The sequence below is a fragment of the Allobosea sp. P4_E12 genome, assembly GCF_056401655.1.
Genome location: NZ_JBFUIY010000033.1, coordinates 51,939 through 74,162, shown reverse-complemented (window position 1 = coordinate 74,162; position 22,224 = coordinate 51,939). Strand labels below are relative to the sequence as shown.

Sequence of the window (22,224 nt, the reverse complement as noted above, 5' to 3'; positions counted from 1 at the left end):
GTGTTGATCACACCGCCGTTGACCAGCCCAGGGAAATAGGTCTGGAAGGCGACCGGGCCGCCTGGCAGGCCGGTGAAGACGGTGTTGTTCTCCCAATGCTCGAGGATCAGCTCGCGCAGCGTCGGCAGCAACCGGAAGTTCGGGTCAGACGGATCCGGCCCTCCCGCCAGGAGCATCGAGCCGAGACCGCCATCGCCGTCGCCTTCCCGGAGGAACTGGCCGACGAGCCCGTTCGAGCCATAGGCCTGGTTCTGGTCCGCGAAGGGCGAGGTCCGGTTGATATGCTGGGGAACGCCATCGACGATTTCGTCGACCGTGCCTCGGGTGAGATCGGCAGGGTTGCCGGATCCGGGCGCGCCGTTGCCGGGAGCGCCGATCTGGATCGCGCCATTGCCACCCTTCGGCAGGAAATCGAGGCCGTGGTCGAAATACTGGCCAAAGGCCATGAAGAAGATATTGGCGTCGTTGCTGTTCTTCGGCAGGTCTGCTTCCTGCACGCCCAGGATATTGCTGATATTGCGCGGATCGAGCCCCTCGAAGATCGGATTGATCTGGTTGTTGCCGGTCGCCGCGTCGTAGTCGCCGTAGCGGGCTTCGGTCAGCCGGATGAAGTGCTCGTCCGCCGCACCGTAATCGGGATGGGCGAGATTGTTGCCGTGGCCGCTGAGATCGCGGACGCCGGGCACCGTGTCGTCATCCCCGGGGACTTCCTGGCCGTTGACCAGGTGCTTTAGCCCCGCAACGTCGCCGGCGGTGAGGTCGAACGCGCCAGTGATGCCGCCGCCGTTCCCGCTCCCGTTTCCGGAGCCACCGCCGTTACCGCCACCGCCGCCAGTCGATCCGCCGGCTGCAGCTGGTCCGGTCACGTGCATTTCATCCTGGGCACGCATGCCAACCAGATGGTCGGAGCCGCCGCCCGTATTGAGCACGATGTGGTGGGCCGATTCGAGAGCCGTCACGTCGACCGTGTCGTCACCTGTGCCGGAGTTCACCGTGATGGTGTTGAAGCGCAGATCCGAGGGGGTCAGGTTGCCGACCACGAGGACGCTGTCATTGCCGCCACCGGTATTGATCGAAATCTCTTCGATCTGATCCAGCTCGGCCACGACCGAGGCCGTRCCCGTGCCGTTGCGGGTGATCACGATATCCGTGTTGGCRTTGAGATCGCTGGCGAGATTGCCTGCGACTTTCAGCCACTCGAACCTGGAATAGATCGARAAGACCTCGTCCGAATTGTCSCCGGTGATGCTGAAGGCATCGCCGACCGTTCCGTTGGCCCCGCCATTGACGACRTCGCGRCCATCGCCGACCCGCCAGACGATGGCGTCGTCACCAGTGCCGGCATTGATCGTATCGTTGCCCCCGAGGCCGAAGATCAGGTCGTTGCCAGCCGAGCCGGTGATCGTCGTCCCGGCTGCCGTTCCCAACTGGGTGGTGTAGGCCGTCGCGCCGAACTGAACCTTTTCGATCGTCGTCAGCGTGTCGCGGCCATCGGCATCGCTTGTAATGGTCAGCACGCCCGYGTTTGTCGTGGTGAGGGTATGGTCGAGCACCGATCCGGTGAACACCGCCGTRTCCGTGCCGGCGCCGCCGGTCAGTGCGTTGTTGCCGGCATTGCCGGTGAGGATGTTGTCGCCGGTATTGCCAGTCGCGTTGACATTCGCGGTTCCCGTCAGCGTGACRTTCTCGACATTGGCRTARAGTGCGAGGTCGAGATTGACCGCTCCGGTCACCGTATCGATGCCGCCGGCAGCGCCTGCAGCCTCGATGACCTGGTCCCGTTGAGCAGCCGTGCCTGCCACATCRTCGATGACATAGGTRTCGTCGCCGGCRCCGCCGGTCATGAYGTCGCCCGTAKTGTTGGGATTGGCGCCGCCATCGAGACGATCGTTGCCTGCKCCGCCGTTCAGCGTGTCGGCACCGGCCCCGCCGCTGAGCACGTCGTTGCCCTGTCCACCGGTCAGCGCGTCGTTACCGGCCCCGCCGCTGAGCGCGTTGTCGTTGGCATCACCGGTGATCGAGTCGTTGCCGCTCCCGCCGATRAAATTCTCGATATTGGCGATCGTGTCGGAAGTTGCGTTCGTGGTCCCCGACCCCGCAACGACCGCCGCGGTTGCGCCGTTCAGCGTCACGGTCAAAACCGCCGTTGCCGCCGAGTAATCCGCGGTGTCGATCCCGGTGCCACCATCGAGGACGTCGCGGACGGTGTCGACACCGGCGACCAGCGTATCGTTATCGGCGCCACCATTGAGCGTATCGGCGCCGGCTCCGCCATTCAGGACGTCGTCACCTGCCAGGCCGTTCAGCGTGTCGTTGCCCGCCAGGCCGTTGATCAGGTTTGGATCGGCCGTGCCGGTAATGGTTTCGTTCCCACCGGTTCCGACCCGGGCGACGATCTGGGAGGTCACCGACTCGGCAAGCCCGTCRCCATCGATATAGCTGACGATCACCCGATAGAAATTGGCGTCGTTGATGGTGCGGTTGGCGTTGGCCGTCGGCAGCCCGGCATTGGTCCAGGGTCCTGTTCCGGTTGCCGAGGTCTGCCATTGGTAGCGGATGGTGTTGGCAATGCCGTTGGCGTCGACGATTCCAGCGGTGCTGGCCGTCAGGACATTGGTGCCGGTGCTGGTGATCGTCGGTGCGCCGCTTGCTCGTGCCAGCGACACMTCCGTGAACGTTCCGGTCGGAATGCCATTGGCATCGAAATTCGTGAACCGCGCGAYCTCGATATTCACGAGCGTGTCGGTGCCTTCGTCGTCGATCARCGGGATCTTGATGCCATCTGCCCCGAGGACCGGYGCCACGACWGTGTCGACGACTGTTACCGTGCCRTTGGCATTGCGCGTSAGSGTGAAGTCGGCGCGGCTGCCGTGGAAGACCGCCACGTCGGTATCGGTTGCCAGGGCGCCGTCGGAGATGATCTCGCGCACCGCTTCGAGCTGGCCCGGATTGATCTGTCCGGTTCGCATCAGGTCKGCGACCGATTTTCCGTCCCAATTGGCATTGCCGGTCCCCGAGATGAGGGTGGTCAAGCCATCGACCGTGAACAGCTGGGCGCTCGCCGGGTCCTTGGTGGCATGCACCGAGATCCGGACATTGAGCCAGCGGTCGCCRTCGATCAGATCRTTGCCGGCATTTCCAGTGATGGTGTCGCTGCCGGCRCCGCCGAGCAGGATGTCGCCACCATTGCCGGGGTCGAAGACAGTGGTGTCGGGAGCGAGATCGCGGAAATGCGAGCCAGSGACCGCCATGGCCGCGACGGTCGCCGCCGATTGTCCGATGACCGCACCGGGCGCCAGCTTGATGAAGTCCTCGAGCCCGCGGATCAGGTCGACGTTCTGGGACAGAAGCTTGCTGTCCGTCGCGGGSCCATTGACCGGGCCGGTTCCTGCRCCGACAGCGCCGACCGGAAAGCTGGTYCCGATCAATGTATCGTTGTGCTTCCAGCCCGAGGCGCCTTCSACCGAGTCGTTGCGGTCCCGCAATGTCAGCGCGAGCTGATTGGCGAAGCGCGAGATGCCGAGATCGATGACGCCGTCGGTTTCGTCTCCCTTCTGAATGGACCAGTCGAAGCCCAGCATGCCGTTRTTGCGCTGGATTCCGGCGCCCTGGACCATGATGTCGTCGCCGGACTCGCCATCATAGTCGGTGTCGTTGCCCTGGCCGTTGAGGATGTCGTGTCCGATGATCGGCGAGTTGAAGAACAGGTCCGAGTTTTCACCCGACAGACCGTCAAAACCCTCGCCTCCCTCGATCCAGTCATCCCCYTCRTTGCCCATCAGTCCGTCGGGYGCKGAACCGCCGAGAATGAAGTCATTGCCCGGGCCGGCGAACACTTCCTTGGCGTCCGTGACGCCCATGATGAAATCGTTGCCCTCGCCGCCGAACATGAGGGTGAGGCCCGCATCGCTGGCGATCACGTCGTCACCGGCTTCGCCGCGCAGGAAATTGTCCCCGAACGGATCCTCGATGATGTCGTCGCCGCCGCCGCCGAACACCTGGTCGGATTCCATGCCGGCATTCAGATAGTCATTGCCGTCATCGCCCCAGAGGGTGTCGATGCCCTTGTCGCCATACAGCCTGTCATTGCCCTCGGTGCCGCCGAGAACSACGTGTTCACCGCCGGAGAACTGCAGGATTCCGCCATCGAAGATCGGCTTGCCATCCGCATCGAGAACCGGCTGACCGTTGGCATCCAGGCGGGCCGTCCCTTCGACCCGGTGAACCTTGGGATCGATGCCTTGCACGAAAGGATCGGAGTGCACGGGATCGAGCAGGCTGCGATCGGCTGGATCGGTCCCGTCGCGCGCSGCAATGCCGCTATAGTTCTCCTGACCCGCCARCTTGTCGAGCTCCAGGATCATGTCCGGAACCGACATGAGGTTGCCCGGAAGATGCGTCGAATGGAGATCGCCCAGGTCGGTATTGCGCATGACCAGGTCGGTGAACGAATTGGGCTCCAGCAGGTTCAGCAGGTTCATGCCCTGCGTGCGGCTGAGRTAATAGAACCGGTCGCCGTTYTGCAGGTGCTCSAGYTGATAYTCGAACACGAAGTTGAASGTCGAGCCGAGCTGGCCGCCGAACTCGTTGATCTCCTCGGCCAGACCGCCGATCCACAGATCGACATGGTTCAGTCCGCCAAGGCTGTCGTCATGGGGACCGGCGCCGTCCGCCGCATAGAGGCCGGTCGCGTTCAGGAAGTCGAGGCGGTCAGCCGGAGCATGAATCGTATGCGCCAGGACCGGCGGCTGCATGGCGGCATTCGCTGGCACGGTCTGATCGGTGCCGAGCACGATGGCCATGGCGGCTGCACGCTTGCCCTCCGAGGTCGTCTCGGCGGCGATCAGCGGATGGGTGCCATAGGCTGCGATGAAGTTGACCACGGATAGCGGGTGCTTGATGTGCTGGGTGAAGTCGGCCCAGCTGGTATAGGGCTTGAGGTCGGCGCCGCCGGTCGTGGCGTAGATTTGAGCGCGCGCGTCGTTCAAGCTCGGGATGCCGGTGTCGCGAGCCCGGGCGAGGTTCAAGGCGGGAAGATCGAGCGGCAGTCCGAGCAGATTGTTCCGCAAGGCTTCGACGACGAATTCGTCGATTTCATTGCCGACCGAACGGGACATGCCGCGGATCAGCGCACCGGTCGCCACCTCGTCGCTGAATCCGACAGGGGCCCCAAGGCTATCCCGGACGACGCCGCCGGCGGTGAATTCCTGCGGATTGAGGAAGGCCTGGATCAGGCCGACCTGCTGCGCATCATCGGCCGAAGCGTTGTCGCTGTTGACGAGCGAGAGATCATTGTCGAGCCGGTCCACGGTATCGACCAGCATCGAATGGCCGAAGCGATAGACGGTGTGGGCAAACTCGGCGACGATCGCCGGATTCAGATCGGCCGAGTTGGTGAAGACGAACGGATCGACATTCGGCTGAATGCGSCGCGCGAACTCCTCGAACACGAGATGCTGGTATTGCATCTCGGTGACGAAGCGGGCGGCCTGGAACAGACGCTCGCCATCCCAGTCCAAKGCATCGATCGCCSCAGCCTTTGCSAACGGGTCGGTCAGCGCGTTGATGGCATCGAGCTCGACCTGACTGATCGCCGTCCGGGCGTTGTCGGGATCGGCGGCGAGCCATTGATTGACGATGGCCACGTCGCCGGAGGCGATGATGGTGTCCTTGTTCGCCTCGACGAGGCGATTGTGCTCGGAATGGAAGATCGTGTGAACCGCGGTCAGCCCGATGTTCTCGTTGCCGCGGCCGTCGCCGGTCAGGAAATGCGAGTTGAGCAGTTCATCATCGTATTGAAGATTATGGCCCTGGCCGTCATCCGGGACGGGGTTCCCGACAATGCTGTCGGCGTCGGGCTGCAAGACGCCGCCGATCACCACCGGTACAGCAGTGTGCGCGATGTCGTTGAGGAAGGCATGACCGGTACCGATCACCTGGAAGACGGTTGCAGTCGCCCCCGGCAAGGGAACGAAACCTGCCGGCAGGTCGCTCGGAAGGATGTGGTGAATGTCCAGGCCGCCCGCCTTGCCCTCGACGGCAACCGTTGAAATGCGGGTCGTCACCCCGTCGTTTTCAAACACATTGACCATGACCTGGGCATAGCCRTGCGTGCCCGGCGTGAACTTGCCATAGGCGTCGACGACGAGTTGCGGGACGTCGAGGACATCGGCGTCGTTCAACTCCAGCCCCAGCTTCTCCGCCGCCTGCGCCTTCACTTCTGCCCAATTTGCAATGCCGCCATGGACGCCATTGAGCAGGTGGCCGGTGTTCACGGCATGCGAGTCCGCGATGCCATCATTACCGACGGCGTCCACGCTGAACTTGTACTCSCGCAGGAAAACCTGATGCGAGGCGCTGGAGGTGTAGGTCTGGTTCTGGTCAACGAACGGCGTCGTCGTGTTCTGGGACTCGGTTCCCAGCGGATTCGGGTTGCCATTGGCGTCGAAGGGCGTCACCCGCGACAACGTCATGAAGCGGAATTCCGGCGCAAGGTCGTCCGCATTGCCGAGGATATGGTCCGGGCCGGCGATCAGCGGATCGTCGGCCTGGAGCGGGATGTAGATCGTGCCGTTGCTGCCTTTGGTRACGAGGTCGAGGCCGTGATCGAAGAACTGGCCGAAGAACGTCATCCAGGCGCTGTTTGGAGGCGAGAGGCCGACGTCGGGCGAACGGTCCTCGATCAGGATCGAACCATCATTGGACAACTCGAGACCGGCATCCGCGATGAGATTGACCAGGTGCTGGCCGGCCGGGTCGGCCACGGCCTGGGAGAGCGCCACCGCATTGGCCGCTGCAGCGGTCGCCAGSCCCTGGGCGGTGCCCTCGGCAAGGACGACCGTATTGAATTCGGGAATRGTGACGCCGTCGCCGACGGCTCCCTGCACGGCCGTCACGGTCGCCACGAAGGTCGTGAGGGCGTTCACCTGGGCCTGGGCGCTGGCAATGTCCGCGGCTKCGGCAGCCGTGCCGGGCGCCTGAAGCGCAGCCAGGACGCTGGTTGCTGCCGCAAGGGCGGCCGTCGCCGCCGTGACGGCGTCGCCTGCATTCGTCGAGACGTCGACGACGCCATCGGCGGCCACGTCGGCGCGAAGCGCCGTCAGGCTCGCAAGCGCGCTGCTGATCTGGGTCTGTACAATTCCCGCAGCCGTCACGGCCTGCCCGTAAGCTAACGCCGTTGCCGCGGCGAAGGGAGCGGCCGCGGCCGCCGCATCACGCGCGGCCAGGATCAGATCGGCAGCGGCTGCCGCCACGGAAGACCCCGGCGTCAGCGAAATACCCCCGGCSGCCGCRCTCCTTTCGAGGGCCGCGATCAGGGCAGATCTGTTGGTCAGCGTCTGATCGACGATCAGGTTCGAGATGATGCGAGGATCGGCATCCGCGACGCTGTGGACGTTCACACCCGGCTGGTTGCTCGAGGTGGTGATGGTGGGGTCGTAATTGGTATTGGTGACGACCGGTGCTCCGGGGGGGCCGAGCGGCATCATGTCGCCATCGGCATCATTGATGTAGGTCGGGGTCAGCAGCCGCGGGAAGATTCCGTCCGCAGCGCCAGCCTGGCTCTGACCTGGAAGGAGATGATTGTTACTGCCATCGACCGTTCTAAGGCCGATTGGCAGCAAGGATGCATCTTGACCGATAATATCGACAAGACTTTCACCCGCAACGTTACGCTCTGCAACCTTAATTTGCTCAAGAATCTTGTTCAGATCGGCGAGGTTGACAACAAAGCTTGAAGCCATAACAGACCCCCAATTGAAGAACGTCGGTGAATATTAGGGGCAAATTAACTCTTCCATCGTATAGGCGGTTAGAGGACAAGGTCACCGCATTTTCGGGACCAGCGCGTGCCTATCAGGTGCCTCTGGTCCGTGGTCCATTGGGGCCGAGACCACCGACCTTGGTCTGGTTGGATCGTACCGGCAGAGTTCCTGGAGGCGCTGACGTGGTCAGGCGGCCGCATCGAGCTCCGGGTTCGAGCCGCCAATGGCGCGCCAGCAGCACCCAGAGCGAGCATGGCGGCGGCGAGCGGGGTTCGCTCAGTAGACGGCCCGGCCCCCAACGCGCCCCTGACAGCAGAAACTAGCGCTTTTCTTGTCGCGTGGAGGCGGCATGATCGAGAGATGAGCAGCGATGGGAATACGACGATCGGGGTTCTCGCCGACGACCTGACCAGTGCAGCGGACGGGGCTGGCCCCTTCGTCATGCGGGGCCATGGCGCGTGGGTCGGACGGGGTCGGTTGCCCCGGCAAGAGAGCGACGTCATCGCCGTGGACAGTGGCTCGCGCTCGGCTCCCGAGGCTGAGGTCGCGGAGCGGGTCTCGCGTCTCACCGCGCAGCTCGCCTCGCGCGACATCCTCTACAAGACGGTCGACTCGACGCTGCGCGGACATGTCAGGGCCGAGCTGGACGCGGCGTTCCGGGCCAGCGGGCGTAGGCAGCTCGTCTTCGCCCCGGCCTTTCCCGCGGCCGGGCGCACCACTGTCGGCGGCGTTCAATGCGTGGACGGTATCCCCGTGTCGGAGACCGCCTATGGCCGCGATCCGGTGCATCCGGCCCGCCATTCGGTGGTCGCCGACCTGGTCCCGCCCTCCATCGGGAGTGTGGTGCTGCTCGACGCCACGAAACAGGACGAGCTGGACGCGCAGGTTGCGGCCTTGCCCGAACCGGAAGCCACGCTGTGGGTGGGCTCCCCGGGGATGGCGGCGGCGCTGGCGCGGCGCCTGGCCCCGACTGCGACGGGGGCTCCTGCAGCAGCGGTCGGCGGCGGGCCTGGCGATATTCTCATCGTCATCGGCAGCGCGAACCCGCGCAGTCACGGCCAGGCCGATCGGGTCGAGGGGGTGAGCGGGGTCACCCTGCTGCGCAGCCCCGCAAAGCGCGAAGACGACCCGGCGCCGCTTCTGCGGGAGATTGCAAGGGCTGCGGCGGACAGGCTTCGGGCCGAGGCCTTCGACGCGTTGATCGCCACGGGCGGGGACACCATGGAGGCGATCCTCGACCTTCTGGACGTTCGGGAATTCGAGATCCTCCACGAGCTCGAGCCAGGTTTTCCGCTTGGCCGTGCCCGGCTCGATGACGGGCGCGCGCTGCTTCTCGCCATGAAGGCCGGGGGTTTTGGCGGGGATGACACCTTGCTTCGCGCGGTCACGCGGCTGCGCCACGGAGCGCCTCTCTCTGGCCAGGGCATCGCCGATCCCGCCGGCCTGGAGACCGCGTTCGCCGATGCAAGGCGGCTCGGTTCCGCGCAAACCGGGTCGAACAAAACGCAAAAGGTGTCCTGATGGGACTTCGCTTCATCTTCATGCTGACGCGCAACGACCGCACCGTGGACGACGCGTCGGAGCAGCTGCAAACCGCCCTGCATCTTGGGGTCCGGCATATCGGCTTCAAGGATATCGGCCTGCCGCTCGACCAGTTGAAGGCGCTCAACAGAGCCATCAGGGAGGGCGGCGCGACATCCTATCTCGAGGTCGTCTCGCTCGACCGCGACAGCGAAATCGCCTCGGCCAAGGCTGCGGTCGAAATCGGCATCGACGTCCTGCTCGGCGGGACCAGAGTCGATGACGTGCTGCCGATCATTGCCGGCACGACGATCCAGTACTGTCCGTTCCCGGGGCGGATCATGGGCCATCCAAGCGTCCTGGAAGGCAGCATCGAGGTTGTCGCCAGCGCGCGGACGCTGGCGGCGCGCGACGGCGTGCACGGGCTCGATCTGCTGGCCTATCGCTCGCGGGAGAACGTGCCGGCCCTGATCCAGGCCGTCTGCGCCGCGGTCTCCAAACCCGTCTATGTCGCCGGCTCCATCGACACGCCGGAACGGATCGCCGCGCTGAAGCAGGCCGGAGCCGCGGGCTTCACGATCGGCACGGCCGCGCTCGACGGGAAATACCCGGCCGAGGGCAAGGACGTGCCCCACCAGCTCGCCAGGATCATTCGCGACGTCGCAACGCTCAACCGGCACATTTCGCCATTCCACAAGGAGAACCTGAGATTTGCGTTCGGCCGGTTTTCCGACAGCTGGCCGCCCCATATCGCCGCACGCGTCAACAACATGCAGATCAAGCTCGCCAGGTTCGAAGGCGAAGCGGCCTGGCATTTCGAGAAGCACGAGGACGAGGTCTTCTTCGTCCACAGGGGTCGGCTGCTGATGCGGTTCCGTGACCGCGACGAGCTCATCGAGGAGGGTGAGTTCATCGTCGTGCCGCATGGCGTCGAACGCTGCCCCGCAGCCCCCGAGGGCGCCTGCGAGGTGGTGCTGCTCGAGCTGGGCGCGACCGCAGGCGCCGGCATCGCGGAGGACGGCCTGGGCGACGCAGGGGCCTTCCACACCTGATGCGCGCCGTCAGCCCATTCCCGGCCGGGCGCGCGTAAGCACCCGCAGCCGATACAGTCTCCGACCTGGAGCTCCCTGCGATTGGTCAGCGCACCGGCAGCAGGTACTTCAGGCCCTGCGTGAAGCCGCGCGGCGCGACGGTGAGGTGATCCTCGTCGTTCAGGACCGCTGATTTCAGCTTCAAGCTCGGATACTTTCGGCTCAGCAACGCCGTCTCCAGAGCCCGGTTGTCGGCGACCATGTCTACCGTCTGGTTGTAGCGCCGATCGCCTTTCTGCTGGGCCTCGTAGGCGCCTACATAAAGATAGACATTCGCCGCCAGGTCCTGATTCCGCGTGGCGTAGCCCGCTTCGAGCTTCAAGGCATGCCGCTTGTCGTACCAGAGAGACGGGCTGCCGAGGATATAGCCGTTGAATAGGCCGGGCTCGGTGAAAAGGATCTGTGCCCCAAGCAGAGCGCCGTAGGAGTGGCCGAGAAAGATTGCTCTGGCAGGGTCGGCCCGGTAGCGAGCGGTGATGAATGGCTTTGCCTGATCGCGCAGATATCCCTGATAGGCGCGCGCCTGACCATGGATGGCGTTGGCTGGTGCGGTGCTTGGACCGTTCGATGTCGGAGTATAGTCACGCTGGCGGCTGACCATGCCGTCCTCGCCCTTCCCATAAGACAGGCCGACAAGGATGAATTCCTCAATCTTGGGCCCCTCGACGTTCAGGCGGCGCCCTATCTGCCGGATGATCGGGAAAGCGTAGTCGGCGTCGGTAACATAAAGCACGGGGTAGCGCCGCTGCGGCTGCTTCGCGTAGGACGGCGGCAAAGCGACGAAGACTTGGTAGTCGCGGCCGGAGACCGGATCGGGCACGTCCCATACCTCGCTGCCGGCGATCTCGTATGGGCGCCCCTCGCCAGGCTGCACCTTTGGAGTCGATTGGGCCCGGGCGTGCATCGCGCCGCTGGAGACGCCGAAGCCGGCGATAAGGGCAATCAGCAGGGCATTTTGAAAACGTCGTTGCACGTGAAGTCTCCGCCGGCGACCACCGGTCTCAGCTCATGGGGTTATGAGGTTGGCCGACTGTTAGTGGCGCGCTCGCGCAACAATGAGGCTCGGATTCTCGCGATTGGATTCGCATTTAAGAAAACATGAATCGAGTTCCCGCCGCAGGACTGTTTCAGCTACGTCAGGGTCAGATGAGCAGAATCCGCAACGGGTCGACCTTGCCCCTTCGATCTCGTTTCCCAAGCTGACGGTTTATCAGGCGGTCGCCTGCAATAGCCCGTGCCTGGCAGATCAGGACCAAGCCGGACATCGCTGCGGAAGACCAATCTGAAATCGCCACCTAAACGCTTCGCTCCGCCACCTCAGATCGGCAACAAGGCGTCGGGCTTCACATCAGACACCGATGCGTAGGTATGGGTTTCCCTGACACCGGGCAGAGGCAGGATCACCCGTTCCAGAAAGTCCTGGAACAGGGACATGTCGGCAATTCGCGCTTTCACGAGATAGTCGAAGCCGCCGATGACCATGTGGCATTCCAGAACTTCGGATGCCTGCGAGATCGCCTGGGCAAACCGCTCGAAGATATGCGGAGCCGTGTGGTCGAGGCGGACCTGGATGAAGACCACGGTGCCCCGGCCGACCTTCTGCGGATCGAGGATCGCCCTGACGGCCCTGACATAGCCCTCCCGGAACAGGCGCTTGACGCGCTGGCTGGTCCCGGTCGGGGACAGGCCGACCCGGTTCGCCAGCTCGAGCGTGGTGCGGCGGCCGTCCTCCTGCAGCAGCCGCAGCAAGTTGCGGTCGATCGCGTCGAGATCGGCGATTTCATGTTTCACGCTTGATGACCACAGATAGAGTGAATCTCACGCCAAACTCATGGAATGAGCATATTCATCCGCACCTACGCCGGCAATAGGCTGTGATTGCTGCAGTCCGGTGCTGTCGGCGGCCCAGGCCCGCCGGACCGGCCGCGCCGTCACGGAGGCCCGCTTGCGCAATGCGATGTTCGGAGACGGTGCCGGCAGCAAAGGGCTGGCGATCCTGGCCGGTGCGGCCTTCGTTGCGATCACCACCCTCCAGTTCGTCGCCGCCCGCTTCAGCCTGCGCGAGCATCTGACCGCGGCCGATATCGTGGGCCTGCGCTTTCTCGGTGCAGGTCTCGTCTTCCTGCCGGTGCTATGGCGGACCGGCACCAGACGGCTGAAGGCGCTGGGCTGGCGGAAAGCCGGGCTGCTGGCGCTGTTGGCGGGGCTGCCCTACCCGCTGCTCATCAATCAGGGGCTGACCCAGGCGCCGGCCGCCCATGCCGCCGCGCTCTCTCCCGCCTCCATCGTCTTCTTCTCCTTGGTGCTTTCGCGCATCGCGCTCAGGGAGACGGTGTCCGGCGCGCGGCTGATCGGCATCGGCGCGATCATCGCCGGGCTGCTGCTCTTCGTTTTCCATGCAGGGCTCAGTGCCGGCGACACCTGGCGCGGCGATCTGCTCTTTGCCGGATCGGGGATCATGTTCTCGGCCTATGCGGTGCTGGCCCGGCGCTGGTCGGTCGATGCGGTGACGGCGACGATCGCCGTCGTCCTGCTCTCCTGCCTGCCGATGCCCCTGCTGCACGCCCTGGCGCCGAGTGGGTTCGCGGCCGCCCCGCTTGCCGAAATCGCCACGCAACTCGTGATCCAGGGCTTCCTGGCCGGTGCGGCTGCGATCGTTCTCTACACCTATGTGGTTCGCCAGCTCGGCCCGCAACCGGCTTCGCTCTTCATGCCCTGCATTCCGGTTGCGACGGTCGTGATCGGCGCGGTGGTGCTAGGCGAAATCCCGACGCCGCCCCAACTCGCCGCAATCGCCCTCATCACATGTGGAATGGTCTTCCCGATCCTGCGGAGAGCCTAGCCCGGGGCCGGCGCCGGAGCTTGCAGCCTTACGCCGGGACTTCGCCATTCCCGGATTTCACCGAGACCCGGCGGCAGGCGCTGCGCGTGAAGCGCTCGATCTCGGCCAGCGCCGCATCCAGGCTCGGAAACGGACCATGCTTCATGGCCTTCATCGTCTCCTGCGCCTGGCCCGCGGTGACAAGCCGGAACTCGCCCGGGGGGTTTTCGGTGATTTCGCCCATCGGCCGGCCGAGCAGGTCGCTCAGCAGCCAGACGGTGTCATTGGAGCTCTGGGTGACGGTGATGTCCACGAAGCACTCGCTCTGATCGGGATGCCGACCGCCCGTTCAAGCGGAGGCAGGCCGGCGCTTCTTCGGCTTCGGCGGCTCGGCTGCGAGGAGTTCGCGGTCCAGCGCCTCCTTGGCCAACCGCTCAGCCTTCAGCCTCGCGGTCTTGGCCTCGCGGGCCTGGATGGCGCTCTCCTCCTCGGAGATGATCCGGTTGCGCACCGATGACTGGGTCTGCGTCCTCAGGAACGCATTATCGGCATTGGCAATGAGCTTTGAACGATCGGTCATCGGTTTCCCCCTCCTAGATCTTGCTGGCGGCGCCGCCATTCCCGACGATCTCGTGATGCCCGATCACGCGCTCGCGGCCATCGGGCCCGCGCACGCGATACTGCTCCTCGGCGTTGTCGCGGGAGGGCATGACGCGCAGAACCTCGAACGGGCCTGGCCGCGGCTGATTGATCATGTCGTTGGTGAGGCTGAGGAGGTCCCCTGCCTTGTAGGCTGTCGTGGTCATGTCTTCATTGTCCTTGGGGCGGGGGCGTCAAAAGCTCTCCGCCGTCAGCCGGTGATAGCCGCCGCGATGCCGGGAATAGGCGGAGCGGGCAGCCTGGTAGATCGTGTCACGGTTCTGGTCGAAGACGGCGAGAACCGCAGCCTCGACATCGCCCGCACTCGGGCTGAGCTTATGCAAGGCCGCGAAATCGACCTGGAAGGTGACCTCCAGCGATGCGTCGGAACCCCAGAAGCTAACACAGGAGCGCCCTGCATCGAAGCGTCGGATCGGATTGGGAAAGTTGAGACTCATTGCCAGTGTCCTCCCGGTCGCGTCGGCGCAAAGCGGCCCGCGGCGCCATCCGCAGGGGAACTGGAATGCCCGGATACCGTGCGGCTTCGGAGGTCAGGAATGTGGCCGTTCAGCCGCCCGCGACGCGCAGGGGCGCCGCGACGGGTCTCGCTTTGCAGGGACAAGCCAGCCATTTTCTCACATGCGGCCACGCCGGAACAGATCAACCGCAAAGCGGCTCGTTCTCGGCGACCGTGTTTTGCACATGGGGAACCGCAGCACGTTTTGTAAGGTTGGCGCAAGAATAATCCGGGCCCGGAGCCGCGCATCCCCCTGCCCTCACCGAGCGGGCCGCCTGAATCGGGACGGGATTGAAGGCGGCCCAAGCAAGAGCCGCTTGCCCCGCCTTTTCGCCTCGTGGAGGCCAATACCCCCGCGCCTGCTCCTTCACTCGGCGAGTGCGGCGCGCACGAGCACGGCAAGCCGCTCGTAATCGGCCTCCTCGTTATAGGCCTGGGCCGAGAGCCGCAGCCACAGCCCACCGGCGAGAGCGGAGACCGGTGCATCGCAGCCCCTGGCCTCGAAGCGCCGCCGGATCGCCAAGGCCGCTTCCGCACTCGCCTCAAAGCGCACGGGAAGGCGCACCAGCCTCATCGCCCGCGCGAGCTCCGGCCCGGAGCCGGCTTCGGTACCGAGCGCTGTTGCGAGGATCTCACCGCCACGCCCCGCGAGATCGGCATTGCGCGCCCGCAGGGCGGCACCGCCGAGATCCTGATGAAAGGCGAGCGCGGCCGTCACGGCCAGAAAGGCGCTGGGGTCGCGCGTGCCCGTCCAGTCGAACTCGGCGAGATAGCCGCCACCGAAACCATGCGAGATCGTCAGCGGATGGATCGCTGCCTGATGGTCCGGCCTGGTCCACAGGAAGGCGCAGCCTTTCGGGGCCATCAGCCATTTGTGGCAATTGCCGACATACCAGTCGGCATCGAGGCCCTGGAGATCGAGCGCGATCTGGCCGGGCGCATGGGCTCCATCGACAAGCACCGGTACGCCCGCCGCGTGACAGGCCGCAATCAGCTCCGCCATCGGCAGCAGGAGCGCGCTGGACGAGGTGATATGGTCGAGCACCGCGATGCGGGTGCGTGGCGTGATGGCGGCCGCGACAGCCTCTACGATCTGCGCGGCGCTAGGCTGCGGAAACGCAATCGGCGCTTCCACGATGCGGGCTCCGCTGCGCTCGGCGAGGTAGGCGACCGTGTTGCGAACCGCGCCATAGGCGTGGCTCAGGATCAGGATCTCGTCACCCGGCGCGAAATCCAGCGAGCGCAGGACGGCGTTGCAGCCGCTCGTGGCGTTGTCGACGAAGACGAGGTCCTCGCCCTTCGCACCGAGGAAATCCGCCAGCGCGCCCGCGGCCTGCCGCAGGGCCAGAGGCAGGACCGAGCGCATGAAGAGCGAAGGCTGGCTCTCCATCTCCCGGCGCCACGCGTCCTGGGCGGCGAGAACGGTTTTGGGCGTGGCGCCATACGCACCGTGATTGACCGTCAGCTTGCTCCAGTCGAGCAACCATTCCCCGCGGATCGAGGATCCGAGCTGGACAGGCTTGGGCGGGACGGAGGTGGCGGTCGCTTTCATCGCTTGCTCACTGCTTCAGGCCGGAGGCCGCGATACCCTCGATGATATGGCGCTGGAACATCAGGAAGGCTGCGAAGACCGGGACGAGGCTGAGCACCGACATGGCGAAGAGCGGCCCCCAGGACGAGCGGCTCGTCGCATCGACGAAGCCGCGCAGCGCCAGCGGCACCGTGTAATTGGCGACATCGGTGAGATAGAGCAGCGGACCGAAGAAATCGTCCCAGGTCCAGATGAAGGAGAAGATCGCGGCCGCCGCCAGGACCGGCTTCGACAAGGGCAGCATGATGCTCCAGTAGATCCGCCAGGGTCCGCAGCCGTCGATGACGGCCGCCTCGTCGAGTTCCCTTGGGATGCCGCGGAAGAACTGCACCATCAGGAAGATGAAGAAGGCGTCGACCGCCATGAATTTCGGCACGACCAGCGGCCAGAACGTGTTCAGCCAGCCAAGCTTCTGGAACAGGACATATTGCGGGATCAGGGTGACGTGATAGGGCAGCATCAGCGTGCCCAGCATCGCCGCGAACCAGAATTTCCGCAGCGGAAACTCAAGCCGCGCGAAGGCGAAAGCGGCGAGCGAACAGGCCGCCAGGTTGCCGATGACGGCCAGCCCCGAGACGATCAGCGAATTCAGGAAGAACCGGCCGAAATTGATGCCGAGACCGTACCAACCCTCGACATAGCTCGCCAGGGTGACCGCCTTCGGCCAGAGCGAGAGATCGCTGAAGATCTCGTCTTCCGGCTTGAAGGAACTGCTCAACATCCAGAGCAAGGGATAGAGCATCGCCAGCGAGGCAAGCGCGAGCGCGATATGCTTGGGGAGCGCCCGCCACGACCGGTCGATCGCCTCCGGCGCGAGGCGGCCGTCAGCGCTGTTCGTCTTCATAATAGACCCAGAAGCGTTGCGAGAAGAAGGTGAGCGCCGTGAAGGCGGCGATCGTCAGCAACAGGACCCAGGCCAGGGCCGAGGCATAGCCCATGCGGAAATAGGCAAAACCCTGCTGATAGAGATAGAGGGTGTAGAACAGCGTCGAGTCGACCGGGCCGCCGGTGCCGCCGCTGATGATGAAGGCCGGCGTGAACGCCTTGAACGCCTCGATCGTCTGCAGGACCAAGTTGAAGAAGATCACGGGGGCGAGCAGCGGCAAGGTGATGCGGGTGAGCTGCTGACGCCGCGTCGCGCCATCGATGCTGGCTGCCTCGTAGAGATCACGCGGAATCTGGCGCAAGCCGGCGAGGAAGATGATCATCGGCGAGCCGAACTGCCAGACGCTGAGGAGGACCAGCGTGTAGAGCGAGGTTGCCGGATTCGAGATCCAGCTCGGTCCGTTGATGCCGAAGGCGAACCAGAGGAATTCGTTGACGAGGCCCTCATAGCCGAAGACCTGCTTCCACAGGATCGCGACCGCGACGCTGCCCCCGAGCAGGGACGGCAGGTAGAAGATCGCGCGATAGATGCTGAGGCCCCTGATGCCACGATCGAGGACCATCGCGACGGCCAGCGCGAAGGCGAGCTTCAGCGGCACCGAGAGCACGACATAGGTCAATGTCACGCTGACCGACGCCCAGAATTTCGGGTCGGACGAGAACATCCGCTGATAATTCGCCGCTCCAACCCATTGCGGCGCGCGCAGCAGGTCGAAGTCGGTGAAGGACAGATAGAGCGAGACGAGCGTCGGGCCGAGCGTGAACAGCACGAAGCCCGCGAGCCACGGCGCGAGGAAGAGATAGCCGGGCAAGGCATTCCTGACGCCGTCCCAGCGACGCCGGGCGACAGGGCCCGGCGTTGAGGCGGCGAGACTGGCACTGTGAGCCATGGGTGATCAGGCTTTCGAGAGAATGCGCTCGGCCTCGGAGACGAGCTGCTCGGCCGCCTGTTGCGGCGTGAGCTGCTTGAACCCGACCTTCTCGGCCGCCTGGCGGATCAGGGCGGTGACTTCGGCCGCGCCCTTCGGCGGCGCCGGCGGGAGCGGCGCCGGTCCGCGCTTGCTCAGCTGCGAGAGATGCTCGACCTGCATCTGCCCGCCCTCGTCGAGTTCCGGCGCCAGCAGGGCGCGGATCTTCTCCGAGGGCGAGACGCCGCGCTCGACGCCGAGCAGCTTGGCGCCTTCGGGCTTCAGCACCATGAAGTCGATCAGGGCTGCTGCGGTCTTGGGATCGGCGGCCGTCGCCGAGACGCAGAGCATCATCGAGGGCTTGAGATACTCGCCCGGCTTCTCGCCCTTGGGATGGAAGGCCATCCCGACCTTGCTCTTGCTGACGGCCTGGTAGCCGACGATCTGGTTGCTGTTGGTGAAGGTGATCGCGGCGCGGCCCGTCGTCAGCAGGTCGCTGTCGATGGTGATCTTGTCGGTCGCTGCGAGATCGGCGGGAACGATGGCGCCCCTGCCCCGCATCTCGGCACAGAGCGCCAGCCAGGACTCGGCATCGTCGCGGGTGAAGCCAAGACGACCGTCCTTGTCATAGAGCGTGCGGCCGCGCGTCAGCACCCAGTATTCGAGCTCGGGCTCCATCACGCTGGGATCGGCCGAACCGAAATAGCCGCGCCGGTTCGCCTTCTTGGTGATGTTCTCGCCGAGCGTCGCGAATTCGGCCCAGCTCATCTCCGGGTTTGGCGCGGCAAGGCCGAGCTTCTCCAGCATCGTCTTGTCATAGAGCAGGACGTCGCTGTTCATGCCCATGGGGATGCCATAGAGCTTGCCGTCGATCTTGCCGGCCTCGAGCACCGAGGGGACATAGTCGCTGGGGTCGATGACCGAAGGGACGAGATCGTCGAGCGCCCGCAGCGCGCCGCGACGCGCATATTCAGGCAGGTAGCGGTAGTCCATCTGAATGATGTCGGGCGCATTGCCGCCGGCGACCTGGGTTGCCAGCTTGGTCCAATAGGCATCCCAACCCACGGTCTCAGGGGCAATCTCGAGCCCGGAACGCCCGAGCTTGAAGGCATCGATCGCGGCCTGCGTCCGGCGCGCCCGGTCGGTTCCGCCCCACCAGGCGATACGCAGGCGGCCCGGCTCCGCGGCAGCGGCCGGCGAGGACAGCGCGCCTGCGCCAGTCAGCTTCAGAATGGCCGGCGACGCGATCAGCGCCCCGAAACGCAACACATCACGCCGTGATGCCTTCATGCCCATTTCGCTCTCCCTTGCTACCCTGCTTCGGCCCTTGATTCTCGTTCGTCCACGAGAGGGCCGCACAGTTGTTGTCGCGATTTGTTGCACGGTTCCAGCATCGGTGCAACGATGCACCAACACCAAAAAGGGGAGAAACCAAGGGGTGGCGACCATTCTCGATGTGGCGCGGATAGCCGGCGTCTCGGCTTCAAGTGTCTCGAATTTCCTGAACGATCGCCATGCGAAGATGACCCCCGCCACGCTTGAGCGCATCCGCAGCGCCGTCGCGGAACTCGGATACAAGCCGAGTTCGGCCGCGCGTCAGCTGAAGACCGGGCACTCGGCCGTGATCGGGCTTCTGGTGCCCTCGGTCGCAAACCCGTTCTTCGGCGAAATCGCCACCGCCATCCAGCATGCCGCCCAGGCGCGGGGGCATCAGGTGATCCTTTGCAACACGTACCGGGACCCGCACCGGGAGACCGAGTTTGCCGAGGAACTGGCGGCTTTCGGCGTTCGCGGCATCATCACCGGTTCGTCCCTGCTGAACCCCCGGCATCTCTCCGGCCTTGCCGCCAAGGGGCTCGCCATCGTCGCTTTCGAGGGCAATGCCGCCTTGTCGGCAGCTCAGGGCATTACCGTCGTGTCGACGGACAACGCGCTGGCCACGACGCTCGCGGTGGATCATCTGGTTGGCCTCGGACATCGGCATATCGCCTATGTCACGGGACCGCTTCAAACGGCGGCGCGCGCGGCGCGTCTGAACGGCTTCAGGACGGCAGCGCAGAGACATGGCCTGGACGGGTCTGTCCATGAGATTTCGCTGCCGCCGAACGAGTATGGCGACGACATGATCGCGGAACTCGGGATCGATGCCGGACTCGCCATCGCAAGACTGCAGCAGCGCCCGACCGGCGTGATCGCGATGAACGACCTGCTGGCGATCGGCCTCGCGGCGGGCTTGCGCGAACAGGGCCTGGTGATTCCCGACGACATCTCGCTGGTCGGCATCGACGACCTGTTCCTGGCCCGGCTGATGAACCCGCCGATGACCAGCGTCAGGCAGCCGCTCTCGGCAATGGCACATGCGGCGATCGACTGCCTCCTCGATGCGATGGGACAAGCGCAGCCCGTCCAAAGCCGGATCTTCCCGCCGGAGCTGATCGTCAGGCAGTCGACCGCGCCAGCCATGCCGCGCAAGCCGAACGGACGCGGCTAGCCCGGGGAGCGCAGATCGAGCGCGAGGCGGCTTGTTCCCGGGCGCCGGGCCCACCATCGGATCCAGCGCGGGCCACCTGAGCGACCGTCGCGATGGAGCCCTTCGGGCTTCGCCCGCCTGCCCTGGAGCGCCGGACGATCAATTAGACGCATATCCGGCGGGGCTGAAGAGGTTTCGGCATTCTGCAGGGGTGACGAGATCGCAGATGTCGCCGACGGCAAGGAAGAGGATTTTCAGCCTTTCGTGGCGCTACGCGACGGGGATCAGTTCGAAGGTCGCATCCGCGATGGCGTCCACTATGCCGACACGGCCGACATGATGCGGCGCCTGACGAAGGAGGAGCTACTGCCCCTTGACGCCGTTCAATGTGAATTGCTTACTTTTGCTTCCCGTGACTGCTGGGGCACTTTTAGTGCTCAGCCAACCAGAGGCCGCGCCAATCTCCAATAGCGTCAACTGCAGCGAATTTTGCCTCCGCAAAAGGAGCCTGACATGCATTTCCACCTTGCGCTTTCCGTCGCAGTTTTGGCTGTCTTCGCATTGCCGACGCAAGCCAGGCAGAGCGGCGATAGCGCTCGCGAGGCGTGTCGCGAGGAAGCCCGCAAGGCTACCAAGCCAGGACACACGTCTCGGCTCGATCGGGAGCAATTGAAGGAAATGCGCCGCGAATACGCCCGCGATTGCCGCCGGAGATCAAAGGCGATTTGATTACTGGCCACGGCAGGGACGATCGCGCTGAACACCATCACGGGCAAAGCCAACCCTTAGCGGTACTCCCGAATGATCTCGATCTTGCCGACGATGGCGTCGTTGAAGGCGTTCATGTCCGCTGCCGGGATCCACTATTCGAGATGCGCGCGTCCACCAGCGTCCTGCACCCGATACTGGTCGAGCTAGCGCCTCGCGCCCTGGACGACGCTGGCGAACAGGACGCCGATGCAGCCGAAGAGCAGCAACAAGCCGACCGTGATGGAGGCGCCCTGCTGGTAGCGGACAAGCAGCCCGCACGCCCCGACCACGGCCAGGATGGCCAGCGCCAGCTTCTCGTCATCGACGAACAGGGCGACGAGTTCGCGAAATATCAGACGCAGCAGGTTCATCGGGTCATCTCCTGGGGTTCGATTTTCTGGGGCTCGATTGTCCGGGGACGACGGGCGACCGGGACCAGGCTGAGCCCGACCGCCAGGAACACGGCGGCAAGAGCCGGGATCGCCAGATCATGCCCGGGCCAGGCGACGCCGAGCCCCTCCCCGGTCCAGTAGACGCCGAAGGCCGACAGCATCACGCCGACGCCGAATTTGAGGGTGTTCTCGGGCACGCGCGACAGCGGCTTGTGAACGGCGAAACCGATGATCAGGACAAGGAGGCAGGCCGCGACCGCCCCCAGCGCCGCCGGCCAGAGCAGCCCGCGCCCGGCGCCGACGGCGATGACGATGAACACGACCTCGACGCCCTCCAGCACCACCGCCTTGAAGGCGGCGAGACCCGCGATCCAGTTGCGCTGCGTCGCGTCCCGGCGCGCTGCCTCGGTCAGGCTCGCCGTCTCCCTGGCGAAGGCGAGCTCCTCGTCATGCAAGGCGATGATGCCCGCGGCCCGAAGGATCGCCTTGCGCAGCCAGCGCAGGCCGAAGAGCAGCAACAGCACGCCGATGACGAGTTGAAGCCCCTGGAGCGGGATGCGGTCGATCACGGGCCCGAGCGCCAGGACGAGAAGGCCGAGAACCCCGAGCCCTGCCACTGTCCCCGTCAGGGCCGGTCGCCAGCCCTGCACCGTTGCGACCGCAAGCACGATGGTGAAGGCTTCGACCACCTCGACGAGCGAGGCGAGGAACGTCGCGGAAATGGCGGGGGCGGCTGTTGCCCATGAGATCATGGCTGTCGCTTTCGTTTCGCAGGCCGCGCAGCAGGATGAGATCTTCGTGCGCGACCGTGGTATGATAGATACGCGATATTCCGTTCAGTATGATTGTAACGACCGTAACATTCAATAGGTTCCG

At 64.9% G+C, this 22,224-nt stretch carries 17 protein-coding genes; 4 read left to right on the top strand and 13 right to left on the bottom strand.

Translation table 11 applies throughout. The annotated features are described in order from the left end of the window. On the bottom strand, positions 1-7,622 hold a 7,622-nt coding region (locus tag AC1DW9_RS29450), incomplete at its 3' end, for a peroxidase family protein (RefSeq protein WP_476855254.1). A 501-nt stretch (positions 7,623-8,123) separates the two neighbouring features. Here AC1DW9_RS29450 and AC1DW9_RS29445 point away from each other — a divergent pair. Next, positions 8,124-9,284, top strand: a complete 1,161-nt coding sequence (locus AC1DW9_RS29445) for a four-carbon acid sugar kinase family protein (protein ID WP_476776732.1) — start codon at positions 8,124-8,126, stop codon at positions 9,282-9,284. After that, positions 9,284-10,336, top strand: coding sequence for a cupin domain-containing protein (locus AC1DW9_RS29440; RefSeq protein ID WP_476776731.1), 1,053 nt, complete (start codon positions 9,284-9,286; stop codon positions 10,334-10,336). Before AC1DW9_RS29445 ends, AC1DW9_RS29440 begins: the two co-directional genes overlap by 1 nt. Positions 10,337-10,421: 85 nt before the next feature. Here the strand turns inward: AC1DW9_RS29440 and AC1DW9_RS29435 are convergent, their stop codons facing one another. Continuing rightward, a complete protein-coding gene (locus AC1DW9_RS29435) occupies positions 10,422-11,348 on the bottom strand; it encodes an alpha/beta hydrolase (RefSeq protein ID WP_441507543.1) in 927 nt (308 codons plus the stop codon). 344 nt (positions 11,349-11,692) lie between these two features. Further along, positions 11,693-12,154: an Lrp/AsnC ligand binding domain-containing protein gene (locus tag AC1DW9_RS29430; RefSeq protein ID WP_441493416.1), complete on the bottom strand. Its 462-nt coding sequence runs from the start codon at positions 12,152-12,154 to the stop codon at positions 11,693-11,695. A 166-nt stretch (positions 12,155-12,320) separates the two neighbouring features. Between AC1DW9_RS29430 and AC1DW9_RS29425 the strand changes: the two genes are divergently transcribed. Further along, positions 12,321-13,217 (top strand): DMT family transporter, encoded by an 897-nt coding sequence (locus AC1DW9_RS29425; RefSeq protein ID WP_441507544.1) that lies wholly within the window; start codon positions 12,321-12,323, stop codon positions 13,215-13,217. Between the two features lie 28 nt (positions 13,218-13,245). On the opposite strand, the gene AC1DW9_RS29420 is transcribed toward AC1DW9_RS29425, so the two are convergent. The 8 genes from AC1DW9_RS29420 to AC1DW9_RS29385 all read right to left on the bottom strand — a co-directional run bounded on the left by AC1DW9_RS29420 (position 13,246) and on the right by AC1DW9_RS29385 (position 19,026). Next, the gene (locus AC1DW9_RS29420) at positions 13,246-13,509 is read right to left on the bottom strand and encodes a hypothetical protein (RefSeq protein ID WP_476776730.1); all 264 of its coding nucleotides are present in this window, start codon (positions 13,507-13,509) and stop codon (positions 13,246-13,248) included. Between the two features lie 36 nt (positions 13,510-13,545). Beyond that, positions 13,546-13,776, bottom strand: coding sequence for a hypothetical protein (locus tag AC1DW9_RS29415; protein WP_441493408.1), 231 nt, complete (start codon positions 13,774-13,776; stop codon positions 13,546-13,548). Positions 13,777-13,789: 13 nt separating this feature from the next. Then, positions 13,790-14,002, bottom strand: coding sequence for a hypothetical protein (locus AC1DW9_RS29410; RefSeq protein ID WP_441493407.1), 213 nt, complete (start codon positions 14,000-14,002; stop codon positions 13,790-13,792). 27 nt (positions 14,003-14,029) lie between these two features. Next, positions 14,030-14,293, bottom strand: a complete 264-nt coding sequence (locus tag AC1DW9_RS29405; protein ID WP_476771024.1) for a DUF1488 family protein — start codon at positions 14,291-14,293, stop codon at positions 14,030-14,032. Positions 14,294-14,719: 426 nt separating this feature from the next. Beyond that, a complete protein-coding gene (locus tag AC1DW9_RS29400; protein ID WP_476776729.1) occupies positions 14,720-15,904 on the bottom strand; it encodes an aminotransferase class V-fold PLP-dependent enzyme in 1,185 nt (394 codons plus the stop codon). Positions 15,905-15,911: 7 nt separating this feature from the next. Further along, a complete protein-coding gene (locus tag AC1DW9_RS29395) occupies positions 15,912-16,685 on the bottom strand; it encodes a carbohydrate ABC transporter permease (protein ID WP_476776736.1) in 774 nt (257 codons plus the stop codon). A gap of 82 nt (positions 16,686-16,767) precedes the next feature. Further along, positions 16,768-17,718, bottom strand: a complete 951-nt coding sequence (locus AC1DW9_RS29390) for a carbohydrate ABC transporter permease (protein ID WP_476770767.1) — start codon at positions 17,716-17,718, stop codon at positions 16,768-16,770. 6 nt (positions 17,719-17,724) lie between these two features. Next, positions 17,725-19,026, bottom strand: coding sequence for an extracellular solute-binding protein (locus AC1DW9_RS29385; protein WP_162768114.1), 1,302 nt, complete (start codon positions 19,024-19,026; stop codon positions 17,725-17,727). Between the two features lie 148 nt (positions 19,027-19,174). On the opposite strand from AC1DW9_RS29385, the gene AC1DW9_RS29380 reads away from it, so the two are divergent. Beyond that, on the top strand, positions 19,175-20,227 hold the full coding sequence (locus AC1DW9_RS29380) for a LacI family DNA-binding transcriptional regulator (RefSeq protein WP_476770766.1): 1,053 nt from the start codon (positions 19,175-19,177) through the stop codon (positions 20,225-20,227). A gap of 893 nt (positions 20,228-21,120) precedes the next feature. Here AC1DW9_RS29380 and AC1DW9_RS29375 read toward each other — a convergent pair. Both AC1DW9_RS29375 and AC1DW9_RS29370 read right to left on the bottom strand, forming a co-directional pair. After that, entirely contained in the window at positions 21,121-21,327 is a 207-nt protein-coding gene (locus tag AC1DW9_RS29375; protein ID WP_476776728.1) for a hypothetical protein, read from the bottom strand. Beyond that, positions 21,324-22,100, bottom strand: coding sequence for a COG4280 domain-containing protein (locus AC1DW9_RS29370; RefSeq protein ID WP_476776727.1), 777 nt, complete (start codon positions 22,098-22,100; stop codon positions 21,324-21,326). Before AC1DW9_RS29370 ends, AC1DW9_RS29375 begins: the two co-directional genes overlap by 4 nt. Positions 22,101-22,224: the final 124 nt, after the last annotated feature.